The sequence below is a fragment of the Ilumatobacter sp. genome (assembly GCF_041688325.1).
Taxonomy (GTDB): domain Bacteria; phylum Actinomycetota; class Acidimicrobiia; order Acidimicrobiales; family Ilumatobacteraceae; genus Ilumatobacter_A.
Genome location: NZ_JBDNIJ010000140.1, coordinates 1 through 4,063 on the forward strand (window position 1 = coordinate 1; position 4,063 = coordinate 4,063).

Here is a 4,063-nt window from a genome sequence, read left to right on the forward strand (position 1 = left end):
GCGGCCGCAAACCCGAAGGCGTCTGCGCTCGCATCTTGCAACGACTCCTTGCGCTCACCGCCGCGATCTGGCACAACGAAACCACCGGCGCGACCGGACCCAACCGATCACTCCTCGCCTACGACCACCGACCCACCGACCGTCAAGCGAGCCAACAACCGGACACTCACGTACGGGCCTGATGGCCAAGAATGGGTGCGCAACGGCGACCGCTGGACCGTGAACGCCGGCACCCGAGACGAGCTGTACCTCACCAATCGCGACAACGGCCACCGACACGCGATCCCGGCAGAGTATGTGTCAGCCGGCAACTTGACCGTCGACTACGCCTCCACGATCAACCGGGCCCAGGGCGCCACCGTTGACGAAGCACACTTGATCATCGACGACCGGACGAACGCTGCACAGCTCTACGTCGGCATGACCCGCGGCCGGCATGCAAACCACGTCCACGCAGCGCCATCCGCGTTTGATCCCGATCTACACGGGCCGGCTGAGATCGACGGCGACTGGACCCCGGCCACTGCTGTGGTCGCCGCCGTGAATCGGTGGCCCGGCGCAGTCAGCGCAATCGCCCGGCGCCGTGAGCTGCGAGGGTGCGAGATCCTCACCGGTGAGGAGCAGCGAAGCCTCGATTCAGACACCACTGCTGTTGTGGACCCGGTGGCAGCTGCGATGCGACGACTCGGACGCCTCCGCAGCCGGCCGACCCAGGGGCCCGGAAGGTAGACGCACCGCATCAATGGCACTCCTGAACGCGACGTGCCACACTGATCAAGCTCAGCCCCCCGGTGAACTCACCGAGGCCTGAGCCACACCAGGGAAAACGTCACGCAAACCCCACCACGTCAAGGGATTCAAACGACGTTCGGCCGTGATCAGAGTGCTACACATGCCGGTTGTCGCGCTGGGCGAGGTCAGGTGCGCGTGAACATTCTGAGCGCCTTGGGTGGTTTGTCGTCAGCCGATCCAGTACCGCTGCTTGCGCTTGTTGCTGTCGGGATCATCGACGACGTCCTCCAGTGCGCCGCCATGGCGGAGAATGACCCGTGCGGACGCCTCATTGTCTTCATCACACGTGACGAGCACACGGGCGACGTCGAATGATCGAGCAATAACCAGGCTTTGGCGAAGAATCTCGGACGCATACCCGCGACGTCGATGATCTGGTAGGACGGCGTAGCCGATGTGCCCGCCGAGGGCCAGCAGGTGGTCGTTCAGCTCGTGACGCACCGAAGTTCGGCCAACAACTTCACCGTTGACTTCCGCCAAGAGGAATGTGGCTGGGACCCATGGCTTCGGTAGTTGACGGGCGCGGCGAAACTCGTCGAGCCGGTCGATATACGTTGTCCAAGCCATGTCCGGCTGCCAGCCGACTGCGAAGTCGAAGTCATTGGTCGCCAACGAGCGTCGGGCTGCTCGAACGACCTCCTCGTCGTCGTGGCGAACAGGTCGGAGGGTGAGCTGCGCTTCTGCCATCGAAGGATCCTGTCAGACGGTGCCGCTCCCAGCGTGGCGCATATCGCTCCGCGCGGAATCGCTTCCGACCTATTCGAGATCCTCACTTATGTGAGCGGGCACCTGCCCGAGAACGTCGGCGATGTCCGCGTCGATGAACGGCTGGGTTACGTCGTCAGCGGGTCGGCGATGTGTAGGCCCTGCCGTTCGGCTGCCTCACACAGCGCTCGGTCCGCGCTCGTGAATACTGCGGCACCGACGAAGACTGCGGCTGCAAGGTGGACTGCGTCGTAGCCCCTCAGCGACTCGGTCTCCGCGAGCTGCGCTGCATTCTCGATGAGGTCCTCGGTCACCTCGACCAGATGGAGATCGTCAACGAACGCAGCCAACTCGGTCTTGGCATTGTGCAACTGGGCAGTCGAAAGCCGCTGACCCCGTGCGGCTGCAGCGAGCGCAGCGCGCGCTTCGACCACGATCAAGCGCACCGATGCAACCGAATCGGCGGACTGCCAGATCAGCTCGGCTCGGTCCGACCCCTCTTCATCGACGATGAGTTTGATCAGGGTCGAGGTGTCGACGTACGTGATCACCGACGTTGCTCAGCAACGAGATCGCTCACATTTCCCTTCGGCTTGATCCGGGAACGAGCGCGATGACGAGTGCCGCTCGCTGGTGGTCGAACTACGCCAGCGGCGACAAGGTCAGCGAGGCGATCGTCGGGTGCGTCGAGTGGAGAGAGCTTGGCAACCGGGCGACCTCGATCGGTGACGATCACTTCTTCACCGGCCGCGACGCGATCGATGTACTTGCTGAGACCATTCTTCAGGTCGCGGATCCCGACCTCTGACCTCGAAGTAGCTATGTTCATATCGTTAGTGTAGCCACTTCGACAGCACTGTCTACGGGGTACTCGTTGCTGCGTCAAGGGCTCGACCCACGCATATCACCATCGTCCAGAAGCAGCGCAGGCCGAGCAGATCGAAGCCTCTTTGAGCAGCTACCCACTCCAGATCGCTCTCCATTTGGGACAGCGGTGATCTCGGAGCAACTAATATCAATGCATGAAAGCGTCTGAAGCGCGCGAGCGCTCGTCCAACCGCACGGTTTCCGCGAGCTCCCTGGCGAACCAAGTGAGTGCCGCTCGAACCGCTGCTGTGTTGGTCGCACTTGGCGCCGCCATTTCGGCGCTCGTTCTCGCATATCACACGACCATCGACCCGGACGGCAGCACGAGCCGACCATTCGTCGGCCAAGCAATAGCCGTCGTAGCCAGCGGAATCGGCCTCGTGGCGATCCTGCTCTTCCTTGTGGCGTGGGCCGAGGCATGGCGGGGCGCGTAGCTCTCGGCGCGCACCGACTGACATGTCGCCACAGCTCGAGGTCAGCCACAGCCGATTCCACCGCCGCTCGATATCAACAGCCCCAAACGGCGCCTGCGGCGCCGGATCATCAAGGGCACAACAACGATGACCGCAATAATCAGGACAACCGACAAGGCGATGAGCGGTTGCATCAAATCACTCGAATTCGGCAGGAGAGGATTCGAGGCGGTCGCGAGCACCGGCACAGCGCTCTATTCGCTCATGACGAGTAGCGAGGCGAACGTCAGCAGAAGTCGAGCGGTTGTCCGGTGACGGCCAATGTCCGCCACTTCAACGCTCATATTCCAGCGGGACCCCGGGGAGCACCAAGGAGCACATATCCTCACATTCGATCGCTCGACCAGCTCCAGATTGTGGGAGCGGCCGGCATCTTCGCTGCCAATGGAGTGTGTTCGACTACTCGCAGCCTGGCCAGTCCGAGCCAGGCGAGTACGAATGCGACACGCCGCTCCCTGGAACCGTGACATCGAGGGTGGAGGAATCGATGAGTGTCATTTTCAGGTCGGTCGCCTGACCGTTCGGCCAAGCAGTTTCAGTTGGATTGCCAGCACTGTCAGACCCCAGCGTTTTTGTTACCCATCGCGCACCGTTCACTTCAACGAGAAGCCACTCGTAACCGCAGTGCGAACTGACGTACTCGGTTGTCTCTTCGCCGGGCTCAAGTTGAACCGCCGAGGTCAGTGTGCGCGCTTCGCCGGGCTGGCTGTCCGAGCTACAAGAAGCCACAAAGAGTCCAGCAAACATGCACAAGCCAGAGAGTGTCGAACGTATACCGAGTGTTCGCATACGTAATGAGACGCTACGAACTCCAGCCCAGTTCCCACGACCGGATCGTAGGTGCCCCAAAACGCCTACAAGGTGACGTGTTCGATGGTGATCCAATCGTCGCATGGAGCGTCCGATAGACGAACGTTGATCGGACGCCCCCACGATTCGACGGCGAGGATCGTGCGTCCTGACCTGGGATGTCTCACATAGGTGGTCCGAAACGATTCTCAGTTGGGAGGGCTATCCGCTACACCCAAATCTGACCGAGCGGGGAGCATCGCCGCCATTAGCACCGCCCGGTCGTGAGCAGTTCGCCTCGTTGATTGCGGCGAAGTGCGCGGTGGCCGCCGAAGCATCGCGGTGCGGCGGTGCACGCGTGGGCGTCAGATCGTGGGGTCGAGGAGTTGCGCGGCTCGGGCAGCCGTGTCTGACGGACGTTGGCCGAGGCTGCGGAC

Annotated in this window: 5 protein-coding genes and 1 pseudogene; 3 read left to right on the top strand and 3 right to left on the bottom strand. The window is 62.3% G+C overall.

All coding sequences use genetic code 11. From position 1 onward, the window contains the following. Both ACH2EI_RS09320 and ACH2EI_RS09325 read left to right on the top strand, forming a co-directional pair. Positions 1 to 182 (top strand): annotated as a pseudogene (locus ACH2EI_RS09320) (hypothetical protein); the annotation flags it as partial. A gap of 13 nt (positions 183 to 195) precedes the next feature. Then, complete coding sequence (locus tag ACH2EI_RS09325; RefSeq protein ID WP_395159803.1) at positions 196 to 729, top strand: hypothetical protein; 534 nt, start codon at positions 196 to 198, stop codon at positions 727 to 729. Between the two features lie 231 nt (positions 730 to 960). Here ACH2EI_RS09325 and ACH2EI_RS09330 read toward each other — a convergent pair whose 3' ends face one another. The 3 genes from ACH2EI_RS09330 to ACH2EI_RS09340 all read right to left on the bottom strand — a co-directional run bounded on the left by ACH2EI_RS09330 (position 961) and on the right by ACH2EI_RS09340 (position 2,326). Next, positions 961 to 1,479, bottom strand: a complete 519-nt coding sequence (locus tag ACH2EI_RS09330) for a GNAT family N-acetyltransferase (RefSeq protein WP_395159805.1) — start codon at positions 1,477 to 1,479, stop codon at positions 961 to 963. 146 nt (positions 1,480 to 1,625) lie between these two features. After that, positions 1,626 to 2,048 carry a type II toxin-antitoxin system VapC family toxin gene (locus ACH2EI_RS09335; protein WP_395153506.1) on the bottom strand — a complete coding sequence of 141 codons (423 nt, stop codon included), beginning with the start codon at positions 2,046 to 2,048 and terminating at the stop codon, positions 1,626 to 1,628. Next, positions 2,045 to 2,326: a type II toxin-antitoxin system Phd/YefM family antitoxin gene (locus tag ACH2EI_RS09340; RefSeq protein WP_395153507.1), complete on the bottom strand. Its 282-nt coding sequence runs from the start codon at positions 2,324 to 2,326 to the stop codon at positions 2,045 to 2,047. The genes ACH2EI_RS09335 and ACH2EI_RS09340 overlap by 4 nt, the downstream gene beginning before the upstream one ends. Before the next feature lie 193 nt (positions 2,327 to 2,519). Here ACH2EI_RS09340 and ACH2EI_RS09345 point away from each other — a divergent pair, with 193 nt between their 5' ends. Next, positions 2,520 to 2,798 carry a hypothetical protein gene (locus ACH2EI_RS09345; protein ID WP_395153508.1) on the top strand — a complete coding sequence of 93 codons (279 nt, stop codon included), beginning with the start codon at positions 2,520 to 2,522 and terminating at the stop codon, positions 2,796 to 2,798. Positions 2,799 to 4,063 lie beyond the last annotated feature (1,265 nt).

Excerpts from the sequence above, each read along its gene's own strand:
- ACH2EI_RS09330 (WP_395159805.1), bottom strand. The coding sequence starts at position 1,479 with ATGGCAGAAGCGCAGCTCACCCTCCGACCTGTTCGCCACGACGACGAG.
- ACH2EI_RS09340 (WP_395153507.1), bottom strand. The coding sequence starts at position 2,326 with ATGAACATAGCTACTTCGAGGTCAGAGGTCGGGATCCGCGACCTGAAG.
- ACH2EI_RS09345 (WP_395153508.1), top strand. The coding sequence starts at position 2,520 with ATGAAAGCGTCTGAAGCGCGCGAGCGCTCGTCCAACCGCACGGTTTCC.